This is a genomic window from Microbacterium aurantiacum (assembly GCF_040532595.1).
GTDB lineage: Bacteria > Actinomycetota > Actinomycetes > Actinomycetales > Microbacteriaceae > Microbacterium > Microbacterium chocolatum_B.
The window spans coordinates 990,893-1,008,175 of sequence record NZ_JBEVYX010000001.1; the positions used below are offsets into that span (position 1 = coordinate 990,893).

General features: G+C 70.8%; 13 protein-coding genes. 5 read left to right on the top strand and 8 right to left on the bottom strand.

Features of this window, described 5'->3' with window-relative positions; all coding sequences use genetic code 11:
• The first annotated feature begins 4 nt into the window (after window positions 1-4).
• The 5 genes from ABXJ56_RS04755 to ABXJ56_RS04775 all read left to right on the top strand — a co-directional run bounded on the left by ABXJ56_RS04755 (window position 5) and on the right by ABXJ56_RS04775 (window position 7,019).
• Window positions 5-865: an alpha/beta hydrolase fold domain-containing protein gene (locus tag ABXJ56_RS04755; RefSeq protein WP_353998571.1), complete on the top strand. Its 861-nt coding sequence runs from the start codon at window positions 5-7 to the stop codon at window positions 863-865.
• Window positions 862-2,898, top strand: coding sequence for a bifunctional aldolase/short-chain dehydrogenase (locus ABXJ56_RS04760; protein ID WP_353998572.1), 2,037 nt, complete (start codon window positions 862-864; stop codon window positions 2,896-2,898). The genes ABXJ56_RS04755 and ABXJ56_RS04760 overlap by 4 nt, the downstream gene beginning before the upstream one ends.
• The gene (locus ABXJ56_RS04765; RefSeq protein WP_353998573.1) at window positions 2,895-4,343 is read left to right on the top strand and encodes a rhamnulokinase; all 1,449 of its coding nucleotides are present in this window, start codon (window positions 2,895-2,897) and stop codon (window positions 4,341-4,343) included. Before ABXJ56_RS04760 ends, ABXJ56_RS04765 begins: the two co-directional genes overlap by 4 nt.
• Window positions 4,340-5,320, top strand: coding sequence for a serine hydrolase domain-containing protein (locus ABXJ56_RS04770; protein WP_353998574.1), 981 nt, complete (start codon window positions 4,340-4,342; stop codon window positions 5,318-5,320). The genes ABXJ56_RS04765 and ABXJ56_RS04770 overlap by 4 nt, the downstream gene beginning before the upstream one ends.
• A 76-nt stretch (window positions 5,321-5,396) precedes the next feature.
• Entirely contained in the window at window positions 5,397-7,019 is a 1,623-nt protein-coding gene (locus ABXJ56_RS04775; RefSeq protein WP_353998575.1) for an MFS transporter, read from the top strand.
• Between the two features lie 10 nt (window positions 7,020-7,029).
• Here the strand turns inward: ABXJ56_RS04775 and ABXJ56_RS04780 are convergent, their stop codons facing one another.
• The 8 genes from ABXJ56_RS04780 to ABXJ56_RS04815 are packed head-to-tail and all read right to left on the bottom strand — an operon-like array spanning window position 7,030 to window position 17,217.
• Window positions 7,030-7,560 carry a gluconokinase gene (locus ABXJ56_RS04780; RefSeq protein WP_353998576.1) on the bottom strand — a complete coding sequence of 177 codons (531 nt, stop codon included), beginning with the start codon at window positions 7,558-7,560 and terminating at the stop codon, window positions 7,030-7,032.
• Window positions 7,557-8,795, bottom strand: coding sequence for a D-mannonate dehydratase ManD (manD, locus tag ABXJ56_RS04785; RefSeq protein WP_353998577.1), 1,239 nt, complete (start codon window positions 8,793-8,795; stop codon window positions 7,557-7,559). Before manD ends, ABXJ56_RS04780 begins: the two co-directional genes overlap by 4 nt.
• Window positions 8,796-8,829: 34 nt before the next feature.
• Entirely contained in the window at window positions 8,830-10,281 is a 1,452-nt protein-coding gene (locus ABXJ56_RS04790) for a mannitol dehydrogenase family protein (protein WP_353998578.1), read from the bottom strand.
• Window positions 10,278-11,681: a glucuronate isomerase gene (gene uxaC, locus ABXJ56_RS04795; protein WP_353998579.1), complete on the bottom strand. Its 1,404-nt coding sequence runs from the start codon at window positions 11,679-11,681 to the stop codon at window positions 10,278-10,280. Before uxaC ends, ABXJ56_RS04790 begins: the two co-directional genes overlap by 4 nt.
• A gap of 28 nt (window positions 11,682-11,709) precedes the next feature.
• Window positions 11,710-13,509 (bottom strand): beta-glucuronidase, encoded by a 1,800-nt coding sequence (gene uidA / locus ABXJ56_RS04800; protein WP_353998580.1) that lies wholly within the window; start codon window positions 13,507-13,509, stop codon window positions 11,710-11,712.
• Window positions 13,510-13,550: 41 nt separating this feature from the next.
• A complete protein-coding gene (locus tag ABXJ56_RS04805) occupies window positions 13,551-14,393 on the bottom strand; it encodes an ATP-binding cassette domain-containing protein (RefSeq protein ID WP_353998581.1) in 843 nt (280 codons plus the stop codon).
• A complete protein-coding gene (locus ABXJ56_RS04810; RefSeq protein WP_353998582.1) occupies window positions 14,393-16,279 on the bottom strand; it encodes a dipeptide/oligopeptide/nickel ABC transporter permease/ATP-binding protein in 1,887 nt (628 codons plus the stop codon). The genes ABXJ56_RS04805 and ABXJ56_RS04810 overlap by 1 nt, the downstream gene beginning before the upstream one ends.
• The gene (locus ABXJ56_RS04815; protein WP_353998583.1) at window positions 16,276-17,217 is read right to left on the bottom strand and encodes an ABC transporter permease; all 942 of its coding nucleotides are present in this window, start codon (window positions 17,215-17,217) and stop codon (window positions 16,276-16,278) included. Before ABXJ56_RS04815 ends, ABXJ56_RS04810 begins: the two co-directional genes overlap by 4 nt.
• Between the last annotated feature and the right edge of the window lie 66 nt (window positions 17,218-17,283).

Below are 17,283 nucleotides of genomic sequence, written 5' to 3' on the forward strand. Positions count from 1 at the left end.
CCCCGTGACCGCGTCGACCGCACCGCACGCCGCAGCCGACGGCCTCGTCCGGGTCTACCCTGCGACGGCGCCGAACGGCACGGGGCTCGTCTGGGCGCACGGCGGCGGGTTCGCCGCGGGGGACCTCGACATGCCCGAAGCGGATGCCGTGGCCCGGGCCCTCGCGGCGGCGGGCACCGCGGTGGTCTCGGTCGACTACCGCCTCGCACCCCTCCCCGCGGCGTGGGCGGCGGGACACGGCGTCGCCCCGCGGGGCGGAGCGGTCTTCCCCGCGGCATCCGACGATGTCCTCGCCGCGTGGAGCTGGACGCTCGCGCACGCCGCCGACCTCGGGATCGACCCCGCACGGCTCGCGCTCGGCGGGGCGAGCGCCGGCGCGAACCTCGTCACCGGCGCAGCGCTCCGGATGCCGGGGGCCGGGCTGCCCGCACCGGCTCTGGTGGTGCTGGCGTACCCCACGCTGCTCGCCGTGCAGCCCGCGCCGGATGCCGCGCTGCGACGCGCCCTCGACGCCGACCCGGAAGCCGACCGCTTCGGACCCGAGGTCGTGCGTGGGATGTACGAGAACTACCTCGGCGGCCCCGTCGACGACGCGCCCCTCACCGCGGTGCCCGGGCTCGCGACGGCAGACGACCTGGCGGACTTCCCGCCCGTCCTCATGATCAACGGCGACGTCGACGAGCTGCGCGTCTCGGGCGAGGCCTTCGCCGCGACCCTCCGCGCCGCCGGTCGGCCGGTCGAGGTCGTCACCGAGTCGGGCACGACCCACGGCCATCTGAACCGCCCGGACGAACCCGCCTTCCCCCGCTCCCTCACCCGCATCACCCGCGCCCTGACCGCCCTCCAGACCCGAAGGACACCATGACCAACCCCGCAGTCGCCGACCTGATCGCCCGGTCCAACCGGCTCGGCTCCGACCCGAAGAACACCAACTACGCCGGTGGCAACACCTCCGCCAAGGGCACCGAGACCGATCCCGTCACGGGCGAACCGGTCGAGCTCCTGTGGGTGAAGGGCTCGGGCGGAGACCTCGGCACGCTCACCGAGCAGGGCCTCGCGGTGCTGCGCCTCGACCGCATGCGCGCTCTCGTCGACGTCTACCCCGGTGTCGACCGCGAGGACGAGATGGTCGCCGCGTTCGACTACTGCCTGCACGGCAAGGGCGGCGCCGCTCCCTCGATCGACACCGCGATGCACGGACTCGTGGATGCCGCGCACGTGGACCACCTGCACCCGGACTCGGGCATCGCGATCGCCACCGCCGCCGACGGCGAGGCGCTGACCTCGACGGTGTTCGGCGACAAGGTCGTGTGGGTGCCCTGGCGCCGCCCCGGATTCCAGCTCGGGCTCGACATCGCCGCGATCAAGGCCGCGAACCCGCAGGCCGTCGGCTGCATCCTGGGCGGCCACGGCATCACCGCGTGGGGAGGAACCTCCGAGGAGGCCGAACGCAACTCCTCCTGGATCATCGCCACCGCCGCCGAATACCTCGAAACCCACGGCGACCCGGCCCCGTTCGGAGGAGTTCGGTCCGGCTTCGCCGCCCTCCCCGAGGCCGAGCGACGCGCGAAGGCCGCGGCCCTCGCCCCGACGATCCGGGGCCTGGCCTCGACCGACAAGCCGATGGTCGGCCACTTCACCGATGCGGATGTGGTGCTGGACTTCCTCGCGTCCGAGAAGGCATCCGCCCTCGCCGCGCTCGGTACGAGCTGCCCCGACCACTTCCTCCGCACGAAGGTCAGGCCGCTGATCCTCGACCTGCCCGCCGACGCGACGGTCGAGGCATCCGTCGCCCGGCTGGTCGAGCTGCACGCGGACTACCGCGCCGACTACCAGGCCTACTACGACGCCCACGCGACGGCCGACTCCCCCGCGATCCGCGGCGCCGACCCGCTCATCGTGCTCGTCCCGGGCGTCGGGATGTTCTCCTACGGTGCGAACAAGCAGACCGCTCGCGTGGCCGGCGAGTTCTACGTCAACGCGATCAACGTCATGCGCGGCGCGGAGTCGGTCTCCACCTACTCGCCCATCTCCGATGCCGAGAAGTTCCGCATCGAGTACTGGGCGCTGGAGGAGGCCAAGCTCCAGCGGATGCCGAAGCCGAAGTCCCACCAGGGCCGCATCGCGTTCGTCACGGGCGCAGCATCCGGCATCGGCAAGGCGATCGCCACGCGTCTGGCCGCCGAGGGCGCGTGCGTGGTCGTCGCCGACCTCGACCTCGAGAAGGCGCGGGCCGCGGCGGCGGAGCTCGGCGGAACGGATGTCGCGATCGGCGTCGCCGCGAACGTCGCCGACCCCGAGGCCGTCCAGGCCGCGATCGACGCCACCGTCCTCGCGTTCGGCGGCATCGACCTCGTCGTCAACAACGCCGGCCTCTCGCTCTCGAAGCCGCTGCTGGAGACCACCGAGAAGGACTGGGACCTGCAGCACGACGTCATGGCGAAGGGCTCGTTCCTCGTCGCGAAGGCCGCGGCGAAAGCCCTGATCGAGCAGAAGATGGGCGGCGACGTCATTTACATCTCGTCGAAGAACTCCGTCTTCGCCGGACCGAACAACATCGCGTACTCGGCGACGAAGGCCGACCAGGCCCACCAGGTGCGCCTCCTCGCCGTCGAGCTCGGCGAGCACGGCGTGCGTGTCAACGGCATCAACCCCGACGGCGTCGTCCGCGGATCGGGCATCTTCGCCGCCGGCTGGGGCGCCAACCGCGCCGCGACCTACGGCGTCGACGAGAAGGACCTCGGTCAGTTCTACGCGAACCGCACGATCCTCAAGCGCGAAGTCGTCCCCGAGAACGTCGCCGACGCGGTCTACGTGCTCACCGGACCCGAGCTCTCCCGCACGACGGGCCTGCACATCCCGGTCGACTCCGGCGTCGCCGCGGCATTCCTCCGATGACGGATGCCGTGACCGGCGCTGTCCGCGCGGTCGCCGCCGTCGACCTCGGGGCGACGAGCGGCCGCGTGATGATCGGGCGCGTGGGCGACGACATCCTGGAGCTGGAGAGCGTCGCGCGGTTCCCGAACGGACCGGTCGCCGGTCCCGACGGTCTGCACTGGGACTTCTCCGCGCTCTATCGGCACATCGGCGACGGCCTCCGCGAGGCGTTCCGGCGGGAGCCGGGGATCGCGAGCATCGGCATCGACTCGTGGGCCGTCGACTACGGGCTGGTCTCCGGCGGACGCCTCGTCGCCGAGCCGTTCCACTACCGCGACGAGCGGACGGCAGACGGGGTCGAGCGTGTCCACGCCCGTGTGCCGTTCACGGAGCTCTACCGCCGGAACGGCCTGCAGTTCCTCCCGTTCAACACCGTCTACCAGTTCGCCGTCGAGGCCGGGCTCGCCGATGCCGATGCGGCGCTGCTCGTCCCCGACCTCGTCGCCTTCCTCCTCACCGGCCGCCGGGTCGCCGAGCGCACCAACGCCTCGACGACCGGGCTCGTCGAGGTCGACACCGGGGAATGGGACGGGGAGCTGCTCGCGCGGCTCGGGCTCCCGGCATCCGTCCTCCCCGCGCTGATCGACCCCGGCGCGGTCATCGGCACCGTCCAGGGGAAGCTCGCCGACGTCATCGGCGCGGCGACACCCGTGATCGCGGTCGGTTCGCACGACACCGCGTCGGCCGTCGTGGCCGTGCCGATGACGGATGCCGCCACCGCCGCCTACATCTCGTGCGGGACGTGGGGACTCGTCGGCGTCGAGCTCGACGCGCCGCTCGTGACGGACGCGGCGCGCGACGCGGGCTTCACGAACGAGGGCGGTGTGGATGGACGCATCCGGTTCCTCCACAACGTCACCGGACTCTGGCTCCTGAGCGAGAGCATCCGCGCGTGGGAGGAGCAGGACGGCGCGGCCATCGATCTGCCGTCTCTGCTGGATGCCGCCGCCGCCGTCACGGGCGAGGTTCCGCTCTTCGACGCGAACGACCCCCGCCTGAGCGCCCCCGGCGACATGCCGGACCGCATCGCGGCGGTGCTCACCGAGACCGGCGCCGTCGTTCCCCGCGACCGCGCCGCACTCACGCGGTCGATCGTGGAGAGCATCGCCGCGGCGTTCGCCGACGCCGTCCGCACCGCCGGTGAGCTCACCGGCCGAACCCTCGAGGTCGTGCACATCGTCGGCGGCGGCTCGCTCAACCGGCTCCTCTGCCAGGCCACGGCCGACCGGACCGGACTCCCCGTGCTCGCCGGCCCCGTCGAGGCGACCGCGCTCGGCAACGTGCTCGTCCAGGCCCGCGCCCACGGCTGGTGCGGCCCGGACGCGACGCTGGAGGACCTGCGCGCGCGGGTGGCGGCATCCGTCCCGCTCGAGCGATACGCGCCCCGGACGGGAGCCGCGCGATGAGCGCGACCCACGGTGCCGCGTTCGACTGGGCGCGCCGGCATGTGGAGTCCGGGCGCCTCCCGACGGCGGTCGTCGGGATCGCCACGTCGGCCGGGACCGTCGCGCTCGAGGCGTTCGGCGCGACGGACGGCCGGCCCGCGCGCACGGACGACCACTACCGCCTCTTCTCGATCACCAAGCCGCTGGTGGGGCTGACGGCGGCCCGCGGAATCGAGCGGGGCCTGTTCACCCCCGAGACTCCGCTGCGCGACGCGGTGCCGGGCTTCGGCGCCGACCGCGACGACGTGGTGCGGCTGCGTCACCTCGCCTCGCACACCGCCGGCATCCCTGAGCCGCAGCTGGATGCCCCGGGCGGGCTCGCCGCGGGCCTGCGCGCACCCGGCCGCGACTTCGCCGCCGGCACGGTCTCGCGCTACTCCTCGATCGCGTTCGAGGGCATCGCCGAGATGATCCGGCACGCCACCGGCGAGACGTGGGACGCGCAGCTCGCCCGCTGGGCGGCGGCGGTCGGCGCCGACGGCCTCACCCTCGACGAGTCCTGCGACCCGCACGCCGTTCCGGATGCCGCGGCGGAAGGCGTCGACATGGCGCGCCTCGCCGCACTCCGGCATCCGGGGGCGGGGCTCATGGGGCGAGCGGAGGATCTCCTGGCCGTCGCCGCGGCGCTCCTTCGGGATCGCGGCGAGATCGTCGCCCCCGCGACGGCGGCGATGATGCGCCGTCCGCTGACGGCCGGCATCCCGCGACTCGAGCCGTACCCGGCCGAACGCGGCCAGGACTGGGGGTTCACCTGGAACCTGCGCTCGCGCGCGCCCGGCCTCATCGACACCGACGCCTACGGTCACGGCGGCTGGTCCGGGACGGAACTGTGGATCCACCCCGGCGCGGACGTCGCGTGGGTGCTCCTCACCAACCGCGTCCGTCGCCCCGGCGTCGACCCCGACGAGCTCGACAACGCCGTGGTCTCCACCCTCTGACCCTTCTCAGGCAATCCGTAAGAAGTCGGATGCCGGAGGCGGTGACAGCGGGGAGATTGCTAGATAATCTAGCGAAATGCAGAGCTCGGGTGGCCGCCGGTGGGCGGGTCTGGTCTTCATCAGCATCGCGGTGTCGCTCATCATCGTCGACTCCACGATCGTCAACGTCGCGATCCCCGCGATCGTGGACGATCTCGGCATCACCTCGACGCAGGTGCAGTGGGTGCAGGAGGCGTACACCCTGGTCTTCGCGTCGCTGCTGCTGGTCTTCGGCTCCCTCGCCGACCGGTTCGGCAGGCGCCGCATCATGCTCATCGGCGTCGTGCTGTTCGTCCTCTCCTCCGTGGCCGCGGCGCTCGCCCCGACCGGCGACCTCCTGATCGCCGCGCGGCTCGTGCAGGGTGTCGGCGGCGCGATGATCCTGCCGACGACGCTCTCGCTCATCAACGCGACCTTCCGCGGTCGCGAGCGCGGCATCGCCTTCGCCGTCTGGGGGTCCACGATCGGAGGAATGGCCGCGGTCGGACCCCTCCTCGGAGGGTGGCTGACGACGGCGTTCTCGTGGCGCTGGGCCTTCGGGATCAACATCCCGCTCGGCATCCTGATCATCATCGGGGTGCTGCTGACGGTGAGCGAGTCGCGGGACGCGCACGCCAAGTCCATCGATGTCGTCGGGGGCCTCCTCTCCTTCATCACGTTCGGCGCGCTCGTGTTCGGCCTGATCGAGGGGCGTACGCTCGGCTGGTGGGAGTCGACGGGCGACTTCGCCCTCGGCGACTGGACGTGGCCGTTCGCGCTCTCCCCGGTGCCGATCGCCCTGGCCGTCGCCGTCCTCGCCGCCGTCGGGTTCGTCGCCTGGGGGCTGCGGCGCGAGCGCGCGGGCCGGTCGAGCCTGCTGTCGTTCGGACTCTTCCGCATCGGCACGTTCCGCAACGGCAACATCGCGGCGCTCGTGGTCTCACTCGGAGAGTTCGGCATCATCCTGTCGCTCCCGCTGTGGCTGCAGTTCGTGCTCGGCTTCGACGCCCTCCAGACGGGACTGATCCTTCTGGCACTCGCCGTCGGGTCGTTCTTCGCCAGCGGCGCGGCGGGGGCGGCGAGCGGCCGCATCCCCGCGGTGTGGGTCGTCCGGGCGGGCCTTCTCGCCGAGATCATCGGCGTGCTGTGGGTGGCGTTCGTCATCGCTCCGGATGCCGCATGGGGCTGGCTCGTCCCCGCCCTCTTCGTCTACGGGTTCGGTGTGGGCCTCGCGACCGCACAGCTCACCGGCGTGATCCTCGTGGACGTGCCGGTCGAGCAGAGCGGGCAGGGGTCGGGAACGCAGTCCACCGCCCGCCAGGTCGGTTCGGCGCTCGGCATCGCGATCCTCGGCACGGTGCTGTTCACGAGCACCGCCGGTGTGCTGACGTCGTCGCTGAACGACCAGGGGGTTCCCGCAGCTCAGGTCGACCAGGTCGTCTCGCAGGTCGTCGACAGTGCGGGCGGCGCGATCGCCGGCCTCGAGCAGTCGCCCGAGACGGCTCCGCTGGCGGATGCCGCGAGGACGGCGTTCTCGGACGGCACGCGGTGGGCGGCCTTCACCGCCGCGGGCTTCCTCGCCGTCGGCCTCGCCGCGACTCTGGCCCTCCCCTCCCGCCGCCCCGACGAGGACGAGTCGACCCCCGCCGACGCCACCGCCGCGCCGCCCGCCGCCCCCTGACACCCAGCGGTCAGGAGAGGGCGGGGGCGACCAGCGCGGACTCGATGACGCGGGTGACGAGAACGTCGGGTGGGTCGGCGACATCCAGGCGGATGCCGGTCTCCTCGGGGCCGAGGGGTTCGAGCGTCGCCCTTTGCGACGCGAGGAGTCCGGGAGGCATGAAGTGGCCCGGGCGCTGTTCGAGCCGCTCGCGGAGGAGGTCGACGTCGCCGTCCAGATGCACGAAGACGACGTCGCCCGCTCGCGCACGCAGCCGATCGCGATAGATCGCCTTGAGCGCGGAGCACGCGACGATCGGCACCTGCCCGACATCGAGGATGCCGCGCATCCGATCGCCGACCCGGTCGAGCCACGGAGCGCGATCCCCATCGGTGAGCGGGGTCCCGCCCGCCATCTTCTGCCGCGACTCGTCGGAGTGCAGATCGTCCGCGTCGAGGAACACGCCCCCGAGACGGTCGGCCAACGCTGCGCCGAGCGTCGACTTCCCGCACCCCGACACGCCCATGACCACGATCGCCCGCGGCTCGGCTCCGCCGTTCACCAGTCGTGGACCGTGCCGTCGAGCAGGCGGTTGTAGGGCAGGTAGGCCTGCTCGTAGGGGTACTTCCCGGCTTCGTCGACGTCGAGCTCCACGCCGAGACCGGGGTTGTCGCCGGGGTGCAGGTAGCCGTCGGTCCAGGTGAAGGACTGGCGGAACACCTGATCGGTCTTCGCACCGTGGCGCATGTACTCCTGGATGCCGAAGTTATGGATCGCCAGCCCGAGGTGCATCGCAGCGGCCATCCCGACCGGCGAGATGTCGGTCGGTCCGTGCATGCCGGACTTGATCTGGTACATCGCCGCGTAGTCGAGCGTCTTCTTCAGCGGGCTGATTCCGCCCATGTGGGTGACCGCACCGCGGACGTAGTCGATGAGCTGGTCCCGGATGATGTCCTTGAAGTCCCAGATGGTGTTGAAGATCTCTCCGATCGCGAGCGGCGTCGTGGTGTGCTGCCGCACGAGACGCAGCGCCTCCTGGTTCTCCGCGGGGGTGCAGTCCTCCAGCCAGAACAGGTCGTACGGCTCGAGATCCTTGCCGAGCCGCGCCGCCTGGATCGGCGTCATCCGGTGGTGCCCGTCGTGGAGGAGCGGGATGTCGGGACCGAACTCGTTGCGCACCGCTTCGAAGACACCGGGGAGGTGGTTCAGGTATGCCCGGGTGTCCCAGTCCTCCTCGATCGGCTTGGCGCCGCGGCGGGCGGGCTCGTGGTCGTAGCGCACCGAGGCGTCGCCGACGTCGGCCCCCTGGGCGGCGATGCCGTAGATGGCCTTGAGGGTGGGGACCCCGGTCTGCACGCGGATGGCCTTGTACCCCTGTTCCTGGTGCGCCCGGATCGAGTCGAACAGCTCCGGGAGCTCCTTGCCGGAGGCGTGCCCGTACGCCATCAGGCCGTTGCGGGATGCGCCGCCGAGCAGCTGGTACACCGGCATCCCGGCGGCCTTGCCCTTGATGTCCCACAGCGCCATGTCGACCGCCGCGATCGCCGCCATCGTGACGGGTCCGCGACGCCAGTACGCCCCGCGGTAGAGGAACTGCCATGTGTCCTCGATGCGCGACGCGTCCGACCCGATGAGGAGGGGCACGACGTGCTCGCGGAGGTAGGCGACCACGGCGAGCTCCCGCCCGTTCAGGGTCGCGTCGCCGAGACCGGAAACGCCGTCCGCGGTGGTGAGCTTGAGCGTGACGAAGTTCCGATCGGGGCTCGTGACGATCACTTCTGCTTTGTCGATGATCACCGGAATGATCCTTTCTGTCGTGAGGGGGCCCGGATCACGCCGGGATCGAAAGGGCGACGTACGCGTCGACCTCGGCGATGAGGGCGTCATCCTTTCGGAGTGCGGGGTCGAGGATGCCGAGCAGCGACGAGGTCACGTCGGGAGCGGGTGCGGCGAGGGCCTCATCGATCCGCGGGCCGAAGGCGTCGACGTCGCGACGTCCGGCGCGCAGCGATCGGACCCAGGCAGCGATCGGCCGCACGCATCCGTTCGGCATACGGCCGTCACCGCGCGCGCGCACCAGGAGCGGCACGATGCGATACCGGAGCTTCGTCGTCGTCTCCGCCGCGATCTGATCGAGGTGATGGGCGATGCGGGCGTTCGAGAACCGCTCGACCAGCGCGTCGCGATACGGGCCGATGGCGAGTTCGGGCGCACTCAGCCGCTCGGTCGCGACGTCCCAGTACTCCTCCACCCACTCACGTACCCGCGGGTCGGCGATGGCGTCGGCCACGGTGGTGTGACCGAAACTGCGCGCGGTGATCGCGAGGACCGTGTGCGCGCCGTTGAGCATCCACAGCTTCCGCCGCTCGTAGGGCTCCACGTCCGCCACGATGCGGGCACCGGAGCGCTCCCACTCCGGACGGCCCGCGGGGAACTCGCCCGCGATGATCCACTCGGAGAAGGGCTCGGTGACCACGAGGCCGCGATCGGTCACCCCGATCCGCTCCGCGAGGGAACGGATGTCGTCCTCCGTGGTGGCCGGGGTGATGCGGTCGACGACGGAGGACGCGAACGCGACGTTCGCGCGGACCCATCGCGCGAGGTCCGGCGAGGCCGCCTCCGCGATCGCACCGACCGCGCGGGCGACGACCGCCCCGTTCGCCGGCATGTTGTCGCACGGCAGGATCGTGATCGGCCCCGCACCGGCGTCCCGCCGCGCCGCGAGTGCGAACACCAGCCGCCCGAGGGCGGTCCGAAGCGGCGGCGCAGCATCGCCCGCGACGAATCCGGTCTGTGCGAGCGCGTCGAGATCCGCCGCGGTGTCAGGATCCTCCGGATCGAGATCGCCGTCCGCACCGAGTCGGTAGCCCGCTTCGGTGATGGTGAGGGTCACCACCGCCACCGCGGGCGAGCGCAGCAGCTCCGCGAGGCGGTCGACGTCGGCTCCGTCGTGCGCTTCGACGAGCGAGGAGATGAGGTCTACGCGGTCGCCGTCGACTCCGCGGGTCGCGATCGCGTACAGACCGTCCTGCGCCTCGAGCGTCCGTGCGGCGGACGGACTGCGTCCGGTGAAGGCCGCGTAACCCCACTCGCCGCCCTCGTCCACGAGCGCGGTGTGCCACAGCTGATGGGAGCGGTGGAATGCGCCGAGCCCGAGATGCACGAGCCGCACCGGCGGGCGCGCCACCTGTCGCCCCAGCAGACTCGCCGCCGTGTGTGCGGAGAGCGGCGGGCGGTCTCCGCTGCTGCGCTCCGGCGCCTCGGGAACCGTGATCGCGCTCACAGTTTGAACGCCCGCCGCGGGATGGCGTCCTGGAGGTCCACGATGATCCGTTCGGCCTCCGAGGACGAGATGCGCTCGTCCGCGACGAGACGCGCAAGGTAGGCGGCATCCGTCCGGCGGGCCATGTCGTGTCGCGCGGGGATCGAGAGGAACGCACGCGTGTCGTCGATGAACCCCGAGCCGCGGTAGAACCCTGCAGTCTCGACCGTCGCGGCGCGGAACCGCGTCGCACTGTCGGGCGCGTCGAGGAACCACCAGGGCGCGCCGATGAACACCGACGGGTAGAAGCCGGCGAGCGGCGCGAGCTCTCGCGAGAAGGTGGTCTCGTCGACGGTGAAGAGGATGAGCTGGAACCCGGGCTCGGTACCGAAACGCTCGAGAAGCGGCCGCATCGGATCCACGAACGTCGTCGGCACCGGGATGTCGTGGCCTCGGTCGGCACCGAAGGACGCCAGTGTCGCGCTGTGGTGGTTGCGACGCACGCCCGCGTGGACGGTCATGACGAGCCCGTCCTCCACCGACATCCGCGCGGACTCCGTCAGCATGTGCGCGAGGAACAGCTCCGTCTCGCCCACCTCGAGCTCCTGCGCGCGCGCCCGGTCGAACAGGCGGGACGCCTCGGCGTCGGAGAGATCCGCCGTCTGGGGGGAGAGCACACCGAAGTCCGCGGATGTCGCCCCGTGGGCGACGAAGCGGCGCCGGTGGTGCTCGAGCGCACGGAGGTAGCCGGCGTACCCGTGGTCGCCGGTCGACGCCAGCAGGCGCTCGATGCGCTCGCCCCACCCTCGCGACGCGGGATCGATGTACGCGTCGGGGCGGAAGGTGGGTCGCACCTGCGTCGACACCGCGGCATCCGCCGCGAGCGCGACGTGGGCATCGAGCGCGTCGAGGGGCGCGTCGGTCGTGGCGAGGACCGCGATGCCGAACGTATCGAGCAACGCTTTCGGTCGCATCCGCTCCTGCTGCAGCTCACCGCTGATGCGGTCGAAGAGCTCGTCCGCGTCGGCGTCCGCCGGGGTCTCGGCGATGTCGAACACGTCGGCGAGCGTCGAACGCAACCAGTATCCGGATGCGGTTCCCGCGAAAAGGTGCCACCGCTCGCAGAACAGCCGCCACACGCGGCGAGCGTCCGCCTCGGAGAAGTCCGAGGCACCGATGCCGAGATGGTCGAGCGCGACGCCGTCGGCGTGCAGCAGGCGCGTCACGTAGTGGTCGTCGCGGACGAGCAGCGTCGCCGGGTCGCGGAACGCGTCGTTGCCCGCGAGCATCGCGGGGTCGACGTGTCCGTGCGGCGAGATGATCGGCGCGGAGGCGACGAGCCCGTACAGGCGGTCGGCGATCTCCCGCTCCGTCGCGTCGCGAGGGAGGAGGCGGCGCGAGAGCGCGGCAGTGGTGGTCACAGCTCGGTTCCTTCTGCTGGGGAGTCGTTCAAGATGTCGGCGCGGAGCCGGCCTCGGCCGCCGCAGCGGCGGTCCATCGGGCACGCAGCTCGTGCGCGGCCGCCTTCGGACGGCGGTCGCGGGTGAAGATGCCCTTCTTGTTCCCGTCGACGCGGATGACGCCCTGCGATGTCTGGAAGTCGGCGAAGTTCCACACCTGCTCGCCGATGACCGCGTCGATCCGGTCGAACACGCGGTGGTAGGTCTGCAGCAGGGAGGTCTGGAACTCCTCGCTCCAGGCCTGCGTCGTCACGGCGTGCAGGCCCGCGAGGGTGTCCGCACCGTACTCGGTGATGATGATCGGCTTCCCGAACGTCGACTGCCATCCGCGCAGCTCGGTCTCGAGGCGGTGTTCGGCCATCACGAGGTCGCCCGTCTCCATGTACCAGCCGTAGTAACGGTTGAGGCAGATGACGTCGAAGAGGTCGGCGAGGCGATCGTTGTGGAACTGACCGCGGTATTCATTGGCATAGGTGAGCGGACGGGACGGGTCGAGCTCCCGGGCGAGCGCGACGAGCGGCTCGAAGTACTCGCGCGCACCGTCCTCCACCGACTCGGGTTCGTTGGTGATCGACCACATCACCACCGACGGGTGGTTCTTGTCGCGCGCGATGAGCTCGCGGATCCCCTGCGCGTGCGCCGCCCGGGTGTTGTCGTTGAACATCGTGGGCGAGAAGGACTTCTCGGTCACGCGGCCGTGGAAGCCACCGCCGAGCCCGAGGTTGAGGCCCACCGCGGCGGTCTCGTCGATGACGACGATGCCGTGACGGTCGGCGTACTCCAAGAACTCCTCGGCGTACGGGTAGTGCGACGTCCGGAACGAGTTCGCCCCCATCCAGTCCATGAGCGCGAAGTCGTGGACCATGATGGCGTTGTCGAAGCCGCGTCCGCGGATCGCGCTGTCCTCGTGCTTGCCGAATCCCCGGAAGAAGAACGGTTCGCCGTTGATGAGGAACCGTGCACCCTCGACCCGTACCGAACGGATGCCGACGGGCACCTCGTAGCGGTCCTGGAGGGCATCGTCGGAGACGAGATCGACCTCGAGGGTGTAGAGGTAGCCGCGTCCCGGCTGCCAGAGCTCGGCATCCGTCACCTCGATGCGACCTGCGTCACCCTGGGCGCGTGCGACCTCGACCCCGGCGGCGTCGCGCAGGCGCACGACGACCTCCGCGACGGAGGATGCCTCGACACGGTAGTCCACCAGGCCGGTGACGCCGTCGACGTCGGTGGCGACGGTGACGTCGGTGACGTGCACCGTCGGCACGCTGTACAGACGCACGGAGCGCGCGAGGCCGGCGTAGTTGTAGAAGTCGTGGCGGTAGGTCTGCTTGCGCCGACCGAACTCGTCCGTGGTGATCGTCCCGGGCGGGATCGTCTCGTTGGTCAGCTCGTTGTTGACGCCGATCGTGATCCGGATCTCCTCACCCGCCTCCGCGAGGTCGGTGATGTCGGCCTCGAACGGCGTGTACCCGCCGACGTGGTGGGCCACGCGCTGATCGCCGACGTAGATCACACCCTCGTGGGTCGCCGCGTCCACGCGGAGGACGATGCGCTCCCCGGACCAGCCGCGCGGCACGCGGACGGTGCGCTGGTACCAGACCCAGCCCACGTGATCGTGGATCTCCTGGTCGGCGAAGACGTCGTTGTAGCTCGCGGGAACGGGCGCCTCCCGGCGCGTGTCCAGAACGCTCCCCCACGGCTCCGGGCGGTCGGGGGTGTCCAGCGCGAACAGCCACAGACCGTCGAGCAGGATCTGCTCGCGGGTGGGGGTCGAGATCGGCTTGAGCATGGTTTCTCCTTCGGAGGACGTCGAGAGGAAGCGGAAGTCGGTCAGGCGGCGGAGTTCTCGGCCGCGGCGAGGGCGTGACGCTGCGCGCGGCGTTCGCGCTGTTGTTCGGGGTCGGGCACGGGCGACGCCAGGAGGAGGCGCTGCGTGTACGGATGCCGCGGCTCACGCGTCACCTGCGCGGCCGGGCCGTGCTCGACGATGTCCCCGCGGTAGAGCACGGCGACCTCGTGGCTGACGTGGTGGACGACGTCGAGATCGTGCGAGATGAACAGATAGGACACGCCGGTGTCGCGCTGGATCTCCAGCAGCAGGTCCAGCACCCGCGCCTGGGTCGTCAGGTCCAGGGCGCTCACCGGCTCGTCGCAGACGATCAGTCGCGGATCCAGCGCGAGCGCGCGGGCGATGGCGACACGCTGGCGCTGACCGCCGGAGAACTCGTTGGGCATCCGATTCGCGGAATCGGCGGGAAGCCCGACGCGATCCAGCAGGCCGGCGATCCTGCGCTGGGCGTCACCCCGCGACACCCCGCGGGCGCCGAGCGGCTCCGCGAGGATCGCACCGATCTCCATGGCCGGGTTCAGGGAAGTGTACGGGTCCTGGAAGATCACCTGCAGGTCACCGCTCATCCCCTGCCGAGCCCGTCGCCCGAGCTTCGAGATCTCGCGCCCATCGAAGCGGATCGACCCGGAGGTGACGGGCGCGAGTCCGAGGATCGCCCGCCCGATCGTGGTCTTCCCCGACCCCGACTCGCCCACGAGACCGAGGGTCTTCCCCGTCGGCACGCCGAGCGAGACCCCGTGAAGGACGCGATTCGGCTTCGCGCGGAACTTCTTCGGCTTGTACTCCACGACCAGATCGGTCACATCGAGCAGGTTCTCCGACATCAGATGTCCTCTCGCAGCATGGTCTGCGCCGACGAGGACAGCGGAGCCTGCTCGTCCGCTTCCTCGAGCGCGACCTCGGCGGCATCCTCTCCTCGAGGCAGATCGATCGCGGCCGTGTCGCCGCCGATGCCGAGCGGCGTCAGGGGCTCCTTGCCGACGAGCATGCTGCCGAGGAGGGTCTGGGTGTACGGGTGCTGCGGGGATCGCAGGATCGCTTCGACCTCGCCGGTCTCGACGATCTCGCCGCGTCGCATGACGGCGACGCGATCGGCGATGTCGGCGATGACGCCGATGTTGTGGGTCACGAGCAGCACGGCCACGCCGAGTTCGCGCTGCATCGAGCGCAGGACGTCCAGGACTTCGGCCTGCACGGTGACGTCGAGCGCTGTCGTCGGCTCGTCGGCGATGACGAGATCCGGGTCGCAGCTCAGGGCGCCCGCGATGAGCACGCGCTGCGCCATTCCCCCCGAGATCTCGTGCGGGTAGGAGTCCATCACGCGTTCGGGGTCGACGATGCCGACCCGGCGCAGCAGATCGCGGGCGCGCTCACCGGCATCCGCCTTCGAGATCTTCAGCAGCTTCACCATCGGGCGCACCAGCTGGTGGCCGATCGTGAAGGCCGGGTCGAGGTTCGACATCGGCTCCTGCGGGATGTAGGCGATGCGCTTCCCCCGGATCTGGCGATACCGCTCCGTGGCCACGACGCCGTCGCGGACGAGGTGGACGTCGTCGAAGCGGATGGAGCCGCCGAGGATCTTGGCGGTTCGCGGCAGGAGACCGAGGATCGAGAACGCCGTCTGGGACTTTCCGGACCCCGATTCGCCCACGAGCCCGAGGACTTCTCCCGAGCGGATCGAGAGGGACACGTCCCGGACGACGGGGGTGTACCCGCCGTCCTCGCCGGGGTAGCCGACGCTGAGCGAGGCGACTTCCAGCAGTCCGTCCGTGGTGTCGGCGGGCGTCGGCGGGGCCGCGGCGATGCGCGCCGCTTCCGCCCGCTTCGCCTCGCGGCTCGGGCGGACCTCGCGCCGGTCCTCGAGCGCGTCGCGGATCGCGTTGCCGAGGAGCACGAGCGTGCCGATCGTGATCCCGATCGCGAGCGCCGGCCACAGCAGGAGCATCGGCTGGATGTAGATGTTGATGAAGCCGTCGCTGAGCATCTCGCCCCAGGACGCCTCCGCCGGATCGCCGAGGCCCAGGAACTGCAGCCCGCTCTGCACGGCGATGGCGACGCCGCAGATGAGGGCGGTCTGGATGATGAGGGGTGCCCGGACGACCGAGAGAACGTGACGCGAGATGATCCGCGCGTCGCTGAGGCCCACGACCCGCGCGGCATCGACGTAGAGCTCGTTGCGCACGGCCTGGACGGCGGTGCGGGTGAGTCGGAAGTAGCTCGGACTGAGGAGGATGCCGAAGGCGACCATCGAGATCCACACGGACGGGCCGAGGGCCGCGCGCACCGAGAGGAGGACGATGATGCCGGGAAGGCTGATCAGCATGTTCGCGATCCAGCTGGAGACGCTGTCGAACGATCCGCCGTAGTAGCCCGCGAGCAGACCGGCCGGCAACCCCAGGGCGATCGCGACGACGGCGCACAGGAGAGCGGAGAGCAGCGTCAGCTGAGCACCGTAGAGCAGGCGGCTGAGCACGTCGCGCCCGGCGCTGTCGGTGCCGAGCGGGGTGGCGCCGCCCGGATCGGCCAGAGTGTTGCCGATGTCGGCGAAGCCGGGGTCGAACGGCGCCAGCACCGGAGCCGCGGCAGCGGCGAGCGCGATCAGCACGAGGGCGGAGAGCGAGATGATGCCCAGCGGATTGCGGAAGAAGCGGCGGACCTGCCCGCGCGAGGCTCGCTTGGTGACCTGGGGGGTACGGATGACGCTGGTCATGACAGACGCACCTTCGGGTTCAGGGCCCCGTTGGCGAGGTCGACGAGCAGGTTGACGATGATGACGATGATCACCGTGAGGAGGACGACACCCATGACGATGGGGATATCGCCGAGGACGGTGGCGTTTACGGCCATCGCACCGAGACCGGGGATGGCGAAGACGCGTTCGAGGATGACGATGCCTCCGAGGAGTCCGATGAACTGCAGGCTCAACACCGTGAGGCCGGCCGGAGCGGCGCTGCGGAGCACGTGCTTGAAGACGATCTCCTTCTCCGCGAGGCCACGGCTCCGGAGGGTGCGCACGTAGTCGCGCTCGAGCTCTTTGATGACGGCGCTGCGGAACTGCTGCGCACTGGAGGTGACGTAGTTGAGGATGATGGCGATCGCGGGAAGAAGCAGCGAGGCGATCCACACCTCCGGTCCCGCACCGGGCCGGATCGTGGAGACCGCCGGGAACCATCCCAGGTTCACCGCGAAGATGCTGACGAGGAAGATGGCGAGGACGAACCCGGGGATCGCGTCGCCGATGACGGCACCGACCTGCACGACCTGGTCGACCCACCCTCGTCGCACGGCGGCCAGGACGCCGAGGGCGGCGGCGATGATCGCGACGCAGATGATCGAGAAGATCATCAGCGTGAGCGTCACCGGAGCCCGGTTCAGCACCGCCTGCGTGACCGGCTCGGAGTTGAACCAGGAGGTTCCGAGGTCCCCGCGGAGTGCCGCCCCCGCCCAGGTGAGGAAGCGCACGGGCAGCGGCTGGTCCAGTCCGAGTTCGACTTCCTTGAGGGCGATCTGTTCGGCCGTGGCCTGCTCGCCCAGGATGTTGCGGGCGATGCTCTCGCTCGAGAAGAACAGGAGCGTGTAGGTGAGCATCGTGATCACCACGAGCAGGACGGCCCCCGACAGCAGTCGCCGGAGGGTGAAGGTGAGCATCAGCTGATCTTTCGGGGTCGAGATGCGGTGCGGCAGCGCCGAGCTGCCGCACCGCATCGGTCGGGG